The organism is Cephaloticoccus primus, assembly GCF_001580015.1.
Lineage (GTDB): Bacteria > Verrucomicrobiota > Verrucomicrobiia > Opitutales > Opitutaceae > Cephaloticoccus > Cephaloticoccus primus.
Map to the genome: position 1 here is coordinate 35689 of NZ_LSZQ01000012.1, position 15772 is coordinate 51460.

15 protein-coding genes are annotated in these 15772 nt (G+C 63.4%); 7 read left to right on the forward strand and 8 right to left on the reverse strand.

Annotated elements, in window-relative coordinates:
* Window positions 1-131: 131 nt before the first annotated feature.
* Both AXK11_RS01245 and AXK11_RS10260 read left to right on the forward strand, forming a co-directional pair.
* Complete coding sequence (locus tag AXK11_RS01245; protein ID WP_156469126.1) at window positions 132-875, forward strand: hypothetical protein; 744 nt, start codon at window positions 132-134, stop codon at window positions 873-875.
* Between the two features lie 255 nt (window positions 876-1130).
* Window positions 1131-1265 carry a hypothetical protein gene (locus AXK11_RS10260; protein ID WP_269446587.1) on the forward strand — a complete coding sequence of 45 codons (135 nt, stop codon included), beginning with the start codon at window positions 1131-1133 and terminating at the stop codon, window positions 1263-1265.
* A gap of 665 nt (window positions 1266-1930) precedes the next feature.
* Here the strand turns inward: AXK11_RS10260 and AXK11_RS01250 are convergent.
* Window positions 1931-2953 (reverse strand): DUF1684 domain-containing protein, encoded by a 1023-nt coding sequence (locus tag AXK11_RS01250; RefSeq protein ID WP_082780736.1) that lies wholly within the window; start codon window positions 2951-2953, stop codon window positions 1931-1933.
* Between the two features lie 146 nt (window positions 2954-3099).
* Between AXK11_RS01250 and AXK11_RS01255 the strand changes: the two genes are divergently transcribed.
* On the forward strand, window positions 3100-4797 hold the full coding sequence (locus tag AXK11_RS01255) for a Na/Pi cotransporter family protein (RefSeq protein ID WP_068628537.1): 1698 nt from the start codon (window positions 3100-3102) through the stop codon (window positions 4795-4797).
* A gap of 179 nt (window positions 4798-4976) precedes the next feature.
* On the opposite strand, the gene AXK11_RS09170 is transcribed toward AXK11_RS01255, so the two are convergent.
* The 3 genes from AXK11_RS09170 to AXK11_RS01270 are packed head-to-tail and all read right to left on the reverse strand — an operon-like array spanning window position 4977 to window position 7074.
* Window positions 4977-5534, reverse strand: coding sequence for a hypothetical protein (locus tag AXK11_RS09170; RefSeq protein ID WP_156469127.1), 558 nt, complete (start codon window positions 5532-5534; stop codon window positions 4977-4979).
* Window positions 5506-5862 carry a hypothetical protein gene (locus tag AXK11_RS01265; RefSeq protein WP_197456738.1) on the reverse strand — a complete coding sequence of 119 codons (357 nt, stop codon included), beginning with the start codon at window positions 5860-5862 and terminating at the stop codon, window positions 5506-5508. Before AXK11_RS01265 ends, AXK11_RS09170 begins: the two co-directional genes overlap by 29 nt.
* Window positions 5863-5910: 48 nt before the next feature.
* Window positions 5911-7074 (reverse strand): MFS transporter, encoded by a 1164-nt coding sequence (locus AXK11_RS01270; protein ID WP_068628682.1) that lies wholly within the window; start codon window positions 7072-7074, stop codon window positions 5911-5913.
* 196 nt (window positions 7075-7270) lie between these two features.
* Between AXK11_RS01270 and AXK11_RS01275 the strand changes: the two genes are divergently transcribed.
* From AXK11_RS01275 to AXK11_RS01290, 4 genes are all read left to right on the forward strand, one after another.
* On the forward strand, window positions 7271-8296 hold the full coding sequence (locus tag AXK11_RS01275) for a hydroxyacid dehydrogenase (RefSeq protein WP_068628539.1): 1026 nt from the start codon (window positions 7271-7273) through the stop codon (window positions 8294-8296).
* Window positions 8297-8368: 72 nt separating this feature from the next.
* The gene (locus AXK11_RS09600; RefSeq protein ID WP_068628541.1) at window positions 8369-8653 is read left to right on the forward strand and encodes a hypothetical protein; all 285 of its coding nucleotides are present in this window, start codon (window positions 8369-8371) and stop codon (window positions 8651-8653) included.
* Window positions 8654-8669: 16 nt separating this feature from the next.
* Window positions 8670-9017, forward strand: coding sequence for a PIN domain-containing protein (locus AXK11_RS09175; RefSeq protein ID WP_197456739.1), 348 nt, complete (start codon window positions 8670-8672; stop codon window positions 9015-9017).
* A 16-nt stretch (window positions 9018-9033) separates the two neighbouring features.
* Window positions 9034-9261, forward strand: a complete 228-nt coding sequence (locus tag AXK11_RS01290; RefSeq protein ID WP_068628545.1) for a hypothetical protein — start codon at window positions 9034-9036, stop codon at window positions 9259-9261.
* 376 nt (window positions 9262-9637) lie between these two features.
* Here AXK11_RS01290 and AXK11_RS01295 read toward each other — a convergent pair whose 3' ends face one another.
* From AXK11_RS01295 to AXK11_RS01310, 4 genes are all read right to left on the reverse strand, one after another.
* Complete coding sequence (locus AXK11_RS01295) at window positions 9638-14182, reverse strand: autotransporter domain-containing protein (RefSeq protein WP_156469128.1); 4545 nt, start codon at window positions 14180-14182, stop codon at window positions 9638-9640.
* 493 nt (window positions 14183-14675) lie between these two features.
* A complete protein-coding gene (locus tag AXK11_RS01300) occupies window positions 14676-14948 on the reverse strand; it encodes a type II toxin-antitoxin system VapB family antitoxin (protein ID WP_068628550.1) in 273 nt (90 codons plus the stop codon).
* A gap of 83 nt (window positions 14949-15031) precedes the next feature.
* Complete coding sequence (locus tag AXK11_RS01305; protein WP_068628551.1) at window positions 15032-15232, reverse strand: type II toxin-antitoxin system VapC family toxin; 201 nt, start codon at window positions 15230-15232, stop codon at window positions 15032-15034.
* A 156-nt stretch (window positions 15233-15388) separates the two neighbouring features.
* The gene (locus AXK11_RS01310; RefSeq protein WP_068628553.1) at window positions 15389-15682 is read right to left on the reverse strand and encodes a type II toxin-antitoxin system VapB family antitoxin; all 294 of its coding nucleotides are present in this window, start codon (window positions 15680-15682) and stop codon (window positions 15389-15391) included.
* Between the last annotated feature and the right edge of the window lie 90 nt (window positions 15683-15772).

Below are 15772 nucleotides of genomic sequence, written 5' to 3' on the forward strand. Positions count from 1 at the left end.
TAGCCTTCGCGGCATGACAAGCGAAATTGCCCCGCCTGCGCCGCTCGCCCAGCCTGCCGACTTTCGCCCACGCCCTACTAAACTTCCCCCATTCCACGCTCGCCCCGCAGCACGCCACTTTTCCCGCACTCATGAAAAAGCTCACCCTCATCCTCGCCGCCCTCCTCGCCCTCGGCGCGGCGGGCCTCTACTTCGGCCTCGGCCCCGCGCTCAGCTCGGGCGTCATGATCGGCGTCAACAACCTCGGCCCCCAGGTCACGCAAACCCACGTCGAGCTCGCCGCCGCGCGCCTGTCGCCCTTCAGCGGACGCGGCACGCTCACCGGCCTCGTCGTGGGCAACCCGCCCGGGTGGAGCGCCGACCACGCCTTCACCCTCGGGAAAATCGACATCAAGGTAAACCTGCGCTCGCTGCGCGGCGATGTGATCGAGATCGAGGAAATCGTGATCGAGCAGCCCGAGTTCATCTACGAAACCCGCCTCGTAAACAGTAACCTCAAAGCCCTGCTCAAAAACATCGAGAGCTTCACCGGCCCCAGCGGCAGCGGCACGCCACCCGCCAACGCCCCCCCGTCCAAGCCGCGAAAATTCATCGTGCGGAAGTTCCGCCTCAGCGAGGCCAAGGCCACGCTCGGCGTCGGCCCGGCCGCGCTCCCCGTGCCACTCCCCGCGCTGGAGCTCAACAACCTGGGACTCGATAAAGGCGGGGCCACGCCCGCGGAGCTCTCCGGCGAAGTCCTCGCCCAAGTGCTCGCCTCAATCGTGCGCGCGGCGGGCACCGCACCGATCAACGCAGGCGCGGCTGCGGGCAGAGGCACGGGCGAAGCAATCGGCGGCGGCCTTAAAAAACTCTTCGGCGGCAGCAGTAAAAAATAGGCGCGGTCTTCGACCGGTTCATTTTGCGCGGCCTCGCTGGGCCGCGTCCCGAGCCGCCGCTACTCGTTAACCCCAGAAATTGCCCAAGCGGGTTAACCCTCTCTCCGACTGACCAGCCGGAGAGCGGGCATTTTCAGATGTGCGAGTGACTGTGCTGTACGGAGCGTACGCCACACAAAGAACCTCGCTGCTGATACAGCGCAGTATTGACAGCGCGCACGAGCCGCCCCTGTTTTGCCACCCAGCACCCGCACGATGAACCTCTCCACCAGCAGCAAACCGAACGCCCTGCGCAGCCGCCGCAGCACCCCGGCCCAAAACGCCGCCGTGGTACTCGTCGCCTCCGCCGCTGTCGTCGTCGTCGCTAGCTACGCGCCGCGAGGGGTTTGATCGAATTCACGAGTTCCGAAAAACAATCCGCCCCTCCGGTCAAAAGCCGGAGGGTTTTTCGTTTCCCCAAACCGGCTGGCGACAGGAGTGGCACAAAAACCAACCACCCATGCATCCCGCCACCGCCACCACGCCCTTCACCCAGCTCTGGTCGCAAGCGCCGCAGCCGCGCGACACACCACCAGTGCGCCCCGCGCGCGCAGACGCGCCTGAAATGGATAGCAGGCCCGCCTTGGCCGCGGCCCGCTCCAGCGCGCAACCGAAGTCGCGAACGGGCGCATCTCGGCGCGCAGCCCGTGAATCACCATCCGCGAACGCGCGAAATGCCGCACGTAGAGCAGGCAACTCGGCGAAGCGGCAACTCCCCGCAATGCCCTGCTCAGGCTCCCACGATTTTCTGATCACCAACCCGCGCCCCGACCTCCTCTCTCCTCACTGCGCGTGAGGGCGGTGGCGGGTCGCCACTTCCATTTAGTTTGCGATTTTGCCCGTGTGCTCCGCACCCAGACAAAATCGCAAACTTAAGGAGCCTCCCCCTGTCGCGTTACGACAGGACACGAGGCATGCGAATAGAGCAAAAAACCATTTGGGCGATTTCCGTTGGTTAACAGTTAAACGCAGTTCGGACGCGGTCTAACCTGCTGAAGGCCGCCCACGTAGGGGCCTCAGATCCGCTCGCCCGCGCGGATGGCGACAGGGAGCACGTTCTCGGCAGGCGGCAGCGGGCAAGTCGCAAACGGCGTAAAGGCGCACGGCGGATTGATCGCCTTGTTGAAGTCGATCACGATGCGGCCGCCCGCCCCCGCCCGCTCCTCCGCTGGCGGGTCCGCGTACACAAAGCGCGCCGCCCCGTAGGTCTCGCAGCCGCTCGTCTCATCAGCGATGATGAAAAAGAGCGGCTCGCCAAAAGTCTCTTGCAGCGGCAGCAGCTCAAACCGCTGCCCCGCGCGCTCGAAGACCGCCTTCCCCAGTACCAACGCCACCGACTCCTGGCCCAGCGTGTTGGTGATCACGACCTCGCGCGGCCTCGCAAAAGTCAGCCACTGCGCCTCGACCCGCCAGCTCTCATCAATCGGGAAAGTCTTGATCCCCGCAAACTCGGTACGGCGCGGCGCAGCACTGTCCTGCACGCGCAGGGCCATCTGCTCCCCGCGCACGATCACGTAAAAACGCATCGTGCCGCTCGACACCGTAGACATCTGGCCGCGCGGGCCGCGGCCCTGCGGAACCAACTCTGCCGAAAGCACCTCGCGCCCGTCGACCTGCACCGCGGCCCCGGGCGTCACCCGCAGCATCACGCGCCCACTCGGCTGCTGCTCAATCACGCCAAGGCTCGGCGGCCCGGCAGCGAGCACAATATCGTTATCGGGAGCCGACCCGACCCGCTGTTCTCCGGCACGCAGGAAATGCAGCCCGATGAGCGACAACCACCCATCCGGCGCAGTCAGCCGCGCCAGCCGCTGCGCCCGCCACTCGGCCAGCTCCGCCGCATACTCCGGCGAAGCGGGCAAAGCCGCAGCCTGCGGCAGGTGCGCGGGGAGTGCCTCCTGTTTACCGGGGGAGGCGGCGGGCGGCGTGGCAGTCGCTGCGCTCTCGGCCACAGGCTCCGCTGCACTCCCCGCTCCGATGAGCGGCGAGCTCCACAACCCCGCCAGCAAGCCGATCGCGAACGCTTTCGTATATCCCATCCGTCTTCACTACAGCTCCCCGGTCTGCGTCATCGACCCTTTTTACAGGGAGAGATCACCTACCCCTTGGGCCTTGAAGTCGCTCAGCACAGCGGCCTTCCTCGCGCAAACCCGCTCCGCCCTTCCCGACAAATGCACTGCACGTAATGATCGCTCAACTCCTAGGTGGTATCGGCCTCTTCCTGCTCGGCATCTTGCTGTTGACCGATGGGTTGCGCACGGCGGCAGGGCAGGCGCTCAAGCGCATCCTCTCTCAGTTTACGGAGCGTAGCTCCTCGGCGTTTCTCTCGGGGCTGACGATCACGGCGATGGTCCAGTCTTCGAGCGCGACGACGCTGGCGACGATCGGTTTCGTGAGCGCGGGCTTGATCACGTTTTCGCAGTCAATCGGGGTAATCATCGGCAGCAGTGTGGGCACGACGACGACGGGCTGGATCGTCTCGCTGCTGGGGCTGAAGCTGAGCCTGTTTACAATCGCCATGCCGCTGGTCGGCATCGGCGCGCTGATGCGGCTGATGCTCAAGGGGCGGATCGCCTCGGTGGGCTTCGCCATCGCGGGCTTCGGGCTGATTTTTATCGGCATCGATACGCTGCAACACGGCATGAACGGGCTGGCCGCTCACGTGCAGCCCGAGTCGTTTCCCGAGCCCAGCTTTTCGGGGCGGCTCATACTCGTGGCAATCGGGATCGTGCTCACGGTGATCATGCAGGCGTCGAGTGCGGCGGTCGCGACAGCGATCACGGCCTACCACTCCGGCACGCTCGATATTACGCAGGCGCTCTCAATCGTCATCGGCGCGAGCATCGGCACGACGCTCACCGCGGGGCTGGCCGCCATCGGTGCCAGCGTATCCGCCCGGCGCACGGCGCTGGTGCACGTGCTGTTCAACAGTTTCTCGGCGACAATCGGCTTTGGGCTGCTGCCGCTCTATGTGTGGTTGCTCACGCATGTGATGGCCGATGGCAGCCCGCCCGGCGCGTGGTCGATTGCAGTCTTTCATACGCTCTTCCACGTCATCGGCGCAGGGATCGTGCTGCCCGGCGGAAATGCGTTTTCCAAGGTCATCACGCGCTTGATCCCCGAGCGCAAACCCGCCCCCACAAGCCACCTCGACGACAGCCTCGCCCAAGTGCCCGAGGTCGCGGTCGAGGCTCTGCGGCGCGCACTTGTGGAGTGCACGCTGACGCTCACCGCGTGGATCAAGCACCGCAGCGACGCACGCTTCCCCGAGCCCGCGCTGCCGCTCGAAGGCGTGAAGGAGAGCCTCGCGCAGTGCTATGCCTTTCTCACAAAGATCCCCGCCACCATCGTCACCAAAGACGAGGCGGCCAACCCGCGCCTCTCGCTCATCCACGCGCTGGATCACCTCGACCAAATCGTCGGCGTGCTCAGCGGCGTGCACTCCTTTCCCGATGGGGATCCATCGGGGCGGCTTGAGCAGGCCAGTCAGAAACTCGCCGCGCTCTTTGCGGCTCTGGAGCGGAGCCTCATCGGCACTGGAGAGCAGCCGGCCAGAGAAGGGGCTAGCGAAGAAGTCGGCAGCAAGTCGGCAGCCGCTGACGCTGCGCTGGCTGAGGTCGAGCAGCTCTCGCACGCGCTGGCCCAGCTTCGCCGCTCGGGCCGCCACGCGCTGCTGCGCGAAACCGCCGAGGCTGCCCTCTCCCCTGCCAAGGCCGATGAGCTGCTCGACGCCGTGCGCTGGATGGACACCTCCGCCTACCACCTCTGGCGCACGGCCTACCACCTCGGCCTCGCAGCCGATCCCGTCAAGGAAGGCACGACCGCGAGCAAAGGCCACCCGGGCAAGGCCGAGGCCACCGCCCGCACTGCGGCGAAGGACTAGCGGAGCCCTATTCCCTCTCCAGCTCGCAAGTACCCTGCGAGCACAGACACGATGCACCGCCCCGTAAAAAATCGGCAGCACGCAGCAACCCACAGCCCCCTCACTTCTGCGCCACACGCCAGGTTTAAGCGGTGCGCCAAACCCCGCGCGCAGTCGCGCCGCCAGGCCCTCCCTCCCCTTCACATGCCTGCGGGTTTCTCCGCGCCCACCAGCGTCTCGGCCTGGCGCGCGATGTAGAGATCGCGAGCGAAGATCATGTACTCCTTTCTAAGCTCGATCAGCTCCTTCTCCGTTTCATCCAGCCGCGAGCGATCCAGATTCTTGAGCCGCGCCACGTGGCTGTTGAGGGCGAGCCGCGCCGTATCCAGCGGGTAGTCGCCCTCGCGGGTTTTCGGCGTGCCGTGCAGGCGATCCACGAAGCGGTATTTCTCGGGCTCCTTGAGCAACTCCAGGTGCAGCTCTATGGCGACCATTTCGTGGAAGGCCGAAGTCAGGCTCGCCCGCATCTCCCGACTGTTGGTGTAGCGCAGCAGGTCTCCCTCGATCAGCATCTTCTCCGCCGCGATGATCAGATCGATGTTCCGGCTATCCCGCGCCTCGCGCAGCAGCACGAGAATCTTCTTCCGCTCGCCAACGATCTTCCGAAAGGCACGAGTCTGTCTCGCCCGAAGTACGGAGCCCTCCTCGGCGATCAAAAGGTTATCGAGATCAGCCAGTAATTTGCCCGTAGAGGTCATACTCTTTCTCCAGCCAATCGTCTCCATACTTCGCCCGCGCGAGCGTGTCGTTAAAACCCCACTTCCGGATGAACGACGCTCCATGGCGACGCTTAAGTCGCACCAAGCTATGCGCCGGATGCTCCGCACGAGCCAGCCACGCCCAACATGCATCCATGTCTCCCGCATCTCTGGCCGCGCTAGACTCTTCAAGATAGAGATCCTCCACTTCTCCCTCCGCCAGGATCTCCGCCCTTTCCGCTTCGGATAAATAGCTCTTCGGAGTCGGAGCTCCAGTCATCGCAGGCTCTGCCACTGTGGGTGCATCGAGAGTTGCCATCGTTTCCATAAGTCAAAGAGGGGTTCGACGAACAACTGCACCTGATGCGCGGCGGAGTCAACCCGCACGCCGACCGAGCGCCAGCACCAGCGGCAGCATCAAGGCCGGAGCCAGCGCAGAGATCACCAAGCCCCAGTGCATGTTACTGTGGTCGGCCACCACGCCCACCGCCCACGGCATGAAGACCCCGCCCACATTTCCCGCAGCAGCCAGCAGCCCGTACATGCTCGCCCCGCCCGTCGGATAGCGATTGGCCGTCACCCCCAGCATCGTCGGCCACAGGCAGCTCCCCGTAAACCCGACCACGATGCACGCCGTCAGCGCCATCCACGGGATCGGCAAAAACGAACCCGCGACGAAAAACACGACCGAGGCGCCGCAGCCCCACGCCATCACGCGAAACATATCCCACTTCGCCCCGGCCACGCCCACCACCATGCGGCCCAGCACCATCGCCACCGAAAACAGCAGCAGCGCCACCCCGCCAATCCACGGCGAGTAGCCCAGCGAACGCTCCGTGTACGCAGGCAACCATTGGGCGATCCCCAGCTCCGTCGCCCCGCCAAATGCGATCGCCAGCATCGCCCCCCAGAACCACCACTGGCGCAACAAACGCCGCACCGGTAGCACCCCGGCCCCCTCCGGCACCAAGGCCGGAAACCGCATCGGCGCGAAGCTCAAGGTCAGCGCCAGCGGCAGCACCAGCAGCACCAGGCAACCGCCGCGCCAGCCCAGGCCCGACTCCAGTGCGACCGTCCCGATCAAGATCGTGACCACCGCCCCGACACAGTAAAACGAGTGCAGCCAATTCATCGCCACCGCGCGCCGCTCCGGATTCAGCGCCGCCACCACCGGGCTGAGCACCATGTCCAGAATCCCCGCGCCCAGCCCCATCCAGAACAACGCCACCGCCAGCGACAGATAGCTCGGCGCAAACGCCGCCCACAACAAGCCGCCCGCCATCAACCCATTCCCCAACTGCGCAAACAGCTTCGGCCCCCAGCGATCCACCAGCGGCCCCGCCAGCAAGATCCCCAGCACCACGCCGCCAAACGGACTCGCCGTCAACCGCCCCAACTGCTCCTGCGTCAGCGAGCCGCTCTCGCCCCCATACGCCGCGCCCAGCGACGTCAAGAACACCGGCAGCAAGTTCAGCCCGATCGACAGGCACATCATTGCCCCATAGCAGAGGCCGGTAAGCAGGCGGGGAGCGACTTTCATAAAAAAGGCGCGCAGCGAAGCCCCACCCCTCACAAAAGCAACTCCCGAAAACCCGGCCATCCCCCCCGCAGAAAACACCGCCGCGCGCGCACTCGCACTGCACCAGCCCACCACCGATAAACGGCGGGATTAACAAAGCCACTACGCCCAAACCCGCCCCGCCAAATCGTAAAAAACACGCCTCCCAAACCCTGTCATGAACCCGTCCCTCAAAAACTCCTCACCCACCCAAGCCGTACTCGCCCTCTCCGCCCACGCACTCGACGCCGCCTACGGCCCTGATGGCCTTGAGCGGCTCCGCGCGCTGACCAAGCTCACGGCGACCATCACCCCCGCAGAGACCTGGCGCGAACACCGCGACGCGCTGGCCTGCGCCGAAGTCATCTTCTCCGGCTGGGAAGCCCCACTCATGGACGCCGAGTTTCTCGATGCTACCCCAAACCTGCGCGCCGTTTTTTACGCCGCAGGCTCCGTGCGCAGCTTCGTCACCGAAGAATTTTGGCGGCGCGGCATACGCCTCGCCAATGCCGCCGCGATGAACGCCATCCCCGTCGCCGAATACGCCACCGCCGCCCTCATCCTCGGCCTGAAGCACGTCTGGCACTACTCGCGCGCAGGCCGCGCCATGCACAGCACCCGAGCCCAGCTCCCCGCGCCTGCCACAGCCTATCGCTCGACCATCGGCCTCATCTCCTACGGCGCGATTGCGCGCCTCGTCCGCGAGCGCCTCCGCAGCTACGACCTGCAAGTCCTCGTCTACGATCCCTTCCTCAGCGCCGCCGACGCCGCCCAGGACGACATGCGCAAGGCCGACAGCCTCGACGAACTCTTCGCCACTGCCGACGCCATCTCGCTCCACACTCCGCACCTCCCCGAGACCGAAGGCCTGATCCGTAAGCCTCATTTAGAGGCAATGCGCCCCGGAGCCTTCTTCCTCAACACCGCGCGCGGCCAGATCGTCGACGAAGCCGCCCTGATCGACGTCCTGCAACGCCGCCCCGACCTCAGCGCCGTCCTCGACGTCACTCACCCCGAGCCACCCGCGCCCGACTCCCCGCTCCACACGCTCCCCAACGTCATCCTCACCCCGCACCTCGCCGGCTCCATCGGCCCCGAGTGCCAGCGCATGGGCCAGGCCATGCTCGACGAGTTTGAGCGCTACCGCGACGGCCAGCCTCTGCGCTGGGAGCTCACGCCCGCCCGGGCCGCCCAAATGGCCTGAGTGCGCTGAAAGCGCGCACTCGCACTGCCTTTGATTTGCTCCCGCGCCAATCTCCGCTATCCCTCTCGGCTTATGAGAGTCACCTTCGAGATCGATGACGAGCTCCTCGCGAGTATGAAGGAGTACACCGGCTCCAAAACAAATGAGGAGACGATTCTCTACGCTCTCAACCACATGGCGGCGATGCCCTGGATGAGGGACTTCTACAGCAGATCGCTCTGCACCCCCGACGAGCTGGCCGATGCCCTCATCCCCGGTTACGATCCGGATACTTACCTCGACAACCCGCCGCCGCCCGATCCCACGTACCAGCCCCCTCCACGCACCCATGAAAGAACTACTCCTGTTCGACAGTAGCTTCTTTATCCGGATTTTGCGTGCTCGGGGAGATCCTTTTAACTTCCTGTCGCAACACCAAGATCGCTACAACTTCGCCACCTGTGGAGCCGTCATGGTGGAGGTACTCCAAGGCATACGAAGTCCCCAAGCCCTGACGGATCTGGAGTCAAAGTTCGAGCAGATGATCTACCTCCCGACAGACAAGTCCACGTGGCAGCTCATCCAGAAAACTTCGCCGGGGCTGCTGCGTGCAGGACTCCCCACCGCCATGCCCGACCTCATCATTGCGGGCTGTGCCATAGCAGCCGATGCCACGGTCTTTACCTACGATTCAGACTTTGACCAGATACCCGACCTAAAAGTCATTCACTCCTTCGCCTGAAAAGCCCCCCACCGCCATGAAACTCACAATGGAAATTGATCGCAGCCTCATGGATAAGGTGACCCACATCACCTGCGCGGGAAACGAGGCAGACGCCATTCGCACTTCATTGCGGAATCTCTCGTCTAAAAAAATTGGGGAGAACGCCCTTCGCGAGGGTTACTTTTTCAAGTTCGTCAGGCCAGCGGATGCCGCCGCGACCGAGGGAGGCGAGGCACATGCGGCGGAAGCAGCAGTGCGGTAGGAGAAATCAGCACGCCCGCCGAGGAGCACGAAACACGCCAGCATGACGCGGTCACAAGCAGCCACCTCAAGTGGCTGTTTTTTTGTGCGCGGAGATAGCCTCCACTTCTTTCCCCAACCCCGCTTACTGCCAAGCGAGGCTACCTAAAGCCAAGTCTGCATTCGCTCTGCAAAATTGGAGTAGTCTCGCCGGTAACCCCGTTCGAGCAGGCGACCAGGGGCGCGGGCGCGGCGCAATGCCTCGTGTGTAAACACAAAGACGGCGCACTGGGGGGCAGTGCGCCGTCTTGTGGGAACGCTCGCCAAGGGGAGCCTTGGCGGGCGTGAGTGAGGCCTCGCGCTCCCCGAAGGAGGCGAGGCGCTGTACAGGTCAGGCCTTAGAAGCGCAGGCTCCAGTGGAGCTGGCCACCGTGCTGCTTCTGACGGCTGCTGACCTCGCCTTTGTAGTCGAGACCGAGCACCTGGCTGTCGGTGATCGCGGCGCTGATGCCGAGGTCGATCACAAGCAGGTCTTCGGTGAGGCGACCACCGCGAACCCGGAAGTCAGCCGAGGAGCCAACGCTGTTCTCAAAGCGGCGGCTGCTGATGCCGTCTTCCTTGTCGAAGTAGTGCTTCCAGCCCAAGCCACCGTGGAGGAACACCTTGCTGCTCTGGGAGAGGCTGGCGGTCTTGAAGCGGAGGCCGAGGTCGGAGGCGAGGACGTCGATGCTGGAGTCTTGCGTGCGGAGGGTTGCCACCGTGCCGTTCTCAAGCGCGCCGTCTACATCGAGCCAGTGCTGCTGGAGGCCACCGTAAGGGATGAGCTCAAACGACTCGCCGATTTTGACGGGGTACGCGAGCTCGGCGAAGAGCTGCGTCAACGTCGCATCGTAGCTGGAGTTGTTACGCCCCGAAATGAAGCCGGCATTGATGTCGCGCGCGGTGTCGATGTCGTGGATGCTGTGGGTCAGACCCGCACGAACCTGGAAGCCACCGAAGCTGGCGCCGGAGTACACACCGATGTTGAAGGTGTCGACGTCGCTCTTGGAGTTGCGACCGCCACCGATTTCCACATCAGCAGTTTCGTAGCCGAGCAAGAGGCCGATGTTTGCGCTGGAGCCGACCGGGATGTCCGCACCGACCGCGAAGCCGAAGCTCTCGTTGTCGACTTTGGCCGTGTTGGAGCCGCCCTTGAGTTCACCGTTGTAGCCGTAAACGTTACCCCAAACGCCGCGTTGGCGGTCGCTGTCTTCGGACTCGAAGAGGCGGGCGTTGACGACGTTGCGGATGTGGCTGGCGTTCTGGACGAGGGCGGTACCCGTGGAGCTGTAGATCTCGCCGCTGAGGTTGTCGAAGGCGGCTTGCGCTTCGGCAGCGGTCTTGATCCCCATCAGCCCACCGATCACCGGATTGGCATCAGCGTGGTTTTGGAGCGCCACGCCCGTGCTGGTCTGGTTAAAGGTGCTGCCGACAGTACCCATGTTGCCATTGCGGGTGAGACGCAGCTTCACGTTGTGCGTCGTCGAAGGAGCAGCCTCCGAATCGTAGACCAACTCCTCGTTCAGGAAGAGGTATTCACCGGTACCCGTGAGGGTGGTGAACTGACCACCGCCCAAGCCAGCGCTGGCGCTGAGGATGGTGTAGTCGATCGGGCCAGTCCAGCCGCGCGGGTCGATGGTGATGGCGACTTCTGCGCCGCTGGCGATGGTGCCCGCGCCGGTGATGGTTACGTTATCCGCGTCGGTGCCGTTCAGGCTGGCGTTGACTTCGTAGACGGTGTTCGCGCCAAGGGCGGTGTCGCCTTCGAGGGTCAGCTTGCCGTACTCGCTGGTCTTGGCCACGCCGATGGCGGCGATGTCCGCAGCGGAGATGTCGTTGGTGATGGCATCGGCCTTGGTGCCCGTGTTCTCGTAGATGGCGGGAGCGAGCGTACCGTCGAGGGCGAAGCCGTTGGCGACTGCCTTGATCGAGCCGTTACCGCCGAGGGTCGCATCTTTGCCAACATTCAGAGCGGCAGTAGCACCATTGAGGTTGAGCTGCGCGCCGACAACGCCGGAGCCGTAGTCCACATCGGTGAGGAGGAGCGAACCGCCATCAATGGTCCAGGTGCTGTCGTCGTTGAGGTTGCTGCGACCACCGAGGTAGAAGTCTCCGTCGCTGGCAGCGGCCTTGTTGACGTTGACCGTCACATCACCCCAAGCCGCGGTGCCCGCCGCCTGGCTGGAAACGCCATCAAGGAGGAGCAGGTCACCCGCGCCAGTCACGTCAACCGTCACCGTGTAGTCGTTGCCAGCAGCATCGCGGTTGGCGAAGTGGATGGCGTTTTCGACGACCCCACCGTTGGCAGGATTGTTGGTGTTGCCGTAGAAGAGGGTGCGGCTGTCCCCCGAGCTCTCAATCGTCAGCGTACCGTCCGCACGGCTGTTGTGATAGATCGCACCACCCACGCCGTTACGCACGTCCGCTGTATCCGTAATCGCCTTGTTGTTGAGGAAGGTATTGTCGGTCAGCTTGAGCGCACTCTTATTCGTGTTGGCATTGAGAACGACTGCACCACCGCGACCAAAGTTACCGGCAGCCCCACCGACCTGGTTACCGATGAAGGTCGAGCCCGAGATATCAGGCGAGGCGACGAGTTGGGCACCATTCAAAGCACCACCGTGGTTCGCAGCCTTGTTACCAATGAAGGCGCTGCCCTGAATCGCCCCATTGAAGTTTTGCTGGTGCTGAATCGCACCGCCGTTGGTGGCACTATTGTTCTCGAAGGTGGAGTTTTTGATATCGGCGAAGATAGCACCATTGAAGAAGACGGCACCGGCGTTGGTCCCGGCCTTGTTGTTGCTGAAGGTCGAGTCGTCGATGCTCACCTTGTTGGTGGCAGTACCGAAAGTACCGGTAACGCGAACCGCACCACCGGAGCCATTGACGGCCTCATTGCCATCGAAGGTGCTGCCTTTGATGTTTCCATCGAAGTTACCGTTAACGGCGACTGCACCACCGGTACCGTTGGCCTTGTTCTTCTCGAAGGTGGAGCCATCGATGTCACCGGTGAAGTTACCCGCTACACCAAGTGCACCGGCATCTGTACCGGCCTCGTTACCCGAAAAGGTCGAGCCGCGAACATTACCGGTGAAATCACCACCGACACCAACAGCACCCCCTTGGCCAGTCGTGGCCTTGTTCTCCACAAAGCGGGAGTCGATGATGTTACCGGTGTAGTCACCGAAAACAACGACCGCACCGCCGGAGCCGTTAGCAACGTTTTCGGCGAAATCCACGTCGTTGATATCGCCGAAGAAGTCACGAGCGACGGCAACCGCACCACCGTTACCACCAGCCTGGTTCTTGGTGAAGGAGGACTTGTTGCGGATGTTCGACTTTTGGCCGGTGGTGCCTGCGGCACCAAAGTCGCGACCGATGGCTACCGCACCACCGTCGCCGAGGAGGGCGCGGTTGTTCTCGAAGGTAGCGTTATCGATGTCACCGAAGAAGTCTTGGGTAACGCCGACTGCACCAGCGTCGGTGCCCGCGCGGTTACCCGTGAAGGAGGAGTCCTTGATGTTCGACCGGCCCGTAGCGGAGTTGACACCGAAGTCATTACCAACCGAGACGGCACCACCTGCACCATTGGTAGCGCGGTTAGTGTCGAAGTTGGAGCCTTCGATGTTGCCCTTGAAGTCGCGGCCCACGAGGACGGCACCCGCGTTTACTCCAGCGATGTTGTTGGAGAAGTCGGAGCTGATCTTGCCCTCGAAGTCACGGCCAACGAGAACCGCACCAGCGTGGACGGCGGCGTTGTTGGACTCGAAGGAGGAGCCGGCAATATCACCCTTGAAGTCTTGGCTCACGAGAACGGCACCCGCATTGAGAGCGGCGGTGTTGCTCTTGAAGGTCGAGCCGTTGGCGATGTTACCCTCGAAGTCACCGACGACGCTGACCGCACCGGCGTCGCCCGCGATAGCGCGGTTACCATCAAAGGTGGTGCTGTCGATGTTGCCCTTGAAGCCAGCGGCGGCAAGGACGGCACCGGCGTCACCCGTGGTGGCGATGTTCCCCTGGAAGGTAGAGCCAGTGATGTCACCGGTCACGAGGCCGCCAAAGCGGACTGCGCCCGCGCCGGTGGCGGCGGTGTTCCCCTGGAAGGTCGAGCCGCTGATGTTGGCGGCAGTCGTGGCGTTACCAAAGGTGCCGTTCACGTCGATCGCACCACCTTGGGCGCCCGAAACGTTGGCGACAAAGCTGGAGCCAGTGATGTCGGCCTCGACGTCACCCCCGATGGAGAGCGCGCCGCCGTTAGTCCCAGCGTCGTTCCCCTGGAAGGTGGAGCCGCTGATGTTGCCCTTGACGTCGCCGTCGATACGGACTGCACCGCCTGCGGCACCGGCTTTGTTTTGGGTAAAGGTGCCGTTGGCGAGGCTGCCAGTGAGGTCGCCACCGATGAAGACGGCACCACCGCTGCCGGCGGTCGCTTCGTTATTGGAGAAGCGGACGCCGTCGATGTCGGCCACGTTGTCCGCTACGTTGACCGCAGCCCCGTTACCCGTAGCAGCGGTGAACTGGGTGAAGTGCAGGTTCTTGATGAGGGCGACATCGGTCCCCGAAGCAACCGCGAGTGCGGGATTGGTCGAGAGGGCGCCGATCAGGGCAGGCTGGTTGAGCGAAGCAGCACCCTGGAGGGTGAAGTCGCCCGTGGTCAGGGCCGTCGCTGCCGCATCACCCGTAAAGGTAATCGGCGCAGTGACAGTGACCGTCTCAACCGCCACGTCTGCGACGTGCGCGTTGTAGTCGGCTTCGGTTGCCGCGTCTTGGGGAGCGGCAAAGGCCGTGCCCGAGAGGGCACCAGCGATAGCCAGCGCGAAGGCCGACTTGCGGAAGAGGCCCAGCGACTGGGCCCCCTGATTATTGATGGTCGCGTTGGAGCGGCCCTTGGATTTATTAGTCATGTCCGATGGGGGGATGATTTCGTTGTGCGTTTTTGGGAGAGGGTTAATAAAATCGGCGACCACAAGCCGCCTATTGGGGCGTCGGTTTGCGGTGCCTGCTCCAGCCCGTCAAACCAATTCATGCGTAAGTTCCGATATTTTTTCAGACGAATTGCGTAGCGATTATAGCTTGCAGCGCGGGAAGAAAAAGTTCTGGAGCGCAAAAAAAGCCGAGCGGCTCGTCGTGTGCGGGAGGGGCGCGGCGGCTGATCAGCAAGGGGGGCGGTGGCTGATCAGCAGGGGAAGCGCAGCCCGTTTTCTTTGCCGCGCGGCGGAGCAGAAACGACGAGGGGCGCGGAAGCCAGAAAACTGCGCGCGGCTCAAGCACCGGCGAAGACTCAGGGGCAGGCGCGGTCTTCGACTGGTTTATTTTGCGAGCCGATCGCCCTCCCGCTCCTCCCGCTTGGCGGCTCATCGTGGGAGCGCGGAGGGCGGCGGAAATGCGGCGCGCCGCTCAAGCGCTGGCTGACGCGGGCTCAGCCGCAGGCGAAGTTGCGGCGGATGTAGGCTCGGGCGCGGCACGGGGGGAGAGGTCTTCTGGCGACTCGGGGCCGAGGTATTTCCTCAACCCTTCGACGCTGACCAGATAGTATTGCTCTTCTTGCAAGGACTTGTCGCTGGAGAGGCTATGCAGAGAAGTGCGGACGGCCTCTTCCTCGCTCTTGGCACAGGTGATGTCCATCGCCCTGGCGAGGATCGCATCATCGACTTCAACAGTGATTTTCATGGCATGGAGAGGATAACAAGTGGCGAGTGGAGCAACTCAAAGTGTGGCGAGGCAGGAGGAGAGGTACCTCTCAGGGGTGGCCCTTACTCCAGTGTGTGGATGACCTTGAGATCGGGGATGCGCGAGAAGTCGCTGTCGAGAGTGAGGACGGTAGCTCCTGCTTCCAAGGCACAGGCGGCAATGATCAGATCGGGAAGGAGGACGCGGGTGCCCGCACGCTCCAGCTCTGTGGCGATCTTGAGGACGAGGTCCCAAGTGGACTCGGGAGTGTGAAACGTCTGCATCCGAGCGAAATTTGCATGTGCGCCAGCCTGGGTGCGCGGATCCCTCGAAGCACCTCGACGCGTACAGCACCGCAGGTTGCCAAGTCGTAACCAGCATAGCGCCTGGACAGAGTCGTAAAAGGATTCTCCTTTTTCCGCAGCTCCCTGATGTAGAAACTACTGTCCGGCAGAAGCAGCGTTTTCATGGGGAGAGGGAGCTTCGGGGTTGGCAGCAGCGGGAGGAAGTGGAGCCGGGCGCCCCCAGATGGCCTTGGGGTCGTAGTCGGGATAGAGGGCATCGACGAGATCCTCGGGATCAATACGATAAGGGCTACTGTAGTACTCCTTCATCCACGGGTGCTCGGTCGTATCCTTGAGGGCGTAGCGGATGGTGTCCTCATTGGTTTTGCAGCCGGTAAACTCCTTCACCTCGGCGAGGAGAGCATCATCGACTTCGACAGTGATTTTCATGACGGTGGGGACTGATAACGCAGCGGGCTCGGATGGCAACCGTATCGCCCCTCCCGCCCCGCCGAGCGGTGGCGCCGACGGGCACTCGCA